The sequence below is a fragment of the Rhodococcus sp. IEGM 1409 genome, from assembly GCF_030056735.1.
Lineage (GTDB): Bacteria > Actinomycetota > Actinomycetes > Mycobacteriales > Mycobacteriaceae > Rhodococcus_F.
This window is the reverse complement of sequence record NZ_JASHKN010000031.1, coordinates 1-263: the sequence shown is the minus strand read 5'-3', so window position 1 is coordinate 263 and position 263 is coordinate 1. Positions and strand designations below refer to the sequence as shown.

Below are 263 nucleotides of genomic sequence, written 5' to 3'. Positions count from 1 at the left end.
TTCGGATGGTCCCGAAGCGGTACTCACTGGTGACCGCGAGGGCCGCCATGATCATGAGAACCATGATTCCGAAGCCTGAGATACCGGCCGTGGCGACGGCAGTGTCGAGGTCAGGAGCCCCCTGGACGTCCGAAGACGTCAGAGCCGACTTGGCCACCGTGCCCATGATGGCCGCGAAGCCGAGAGCAAGCACGACGATGATGACCGAGCACCACAGCGGCGACTTGGTCGTGGTGATCTTGATACGTTCAGCACTGAGAACA

The 263-nt window shown here is 61.2% G+C and carries 1 pseudogene; it reads right to left on the bottom strand.

Annotated features, from left to right (window positions below):
- Nucleotides 1-263, bottom strand: a pseudogene (locus QM716_RS29175) (ABC transporter permease); the annotation flags it as partial.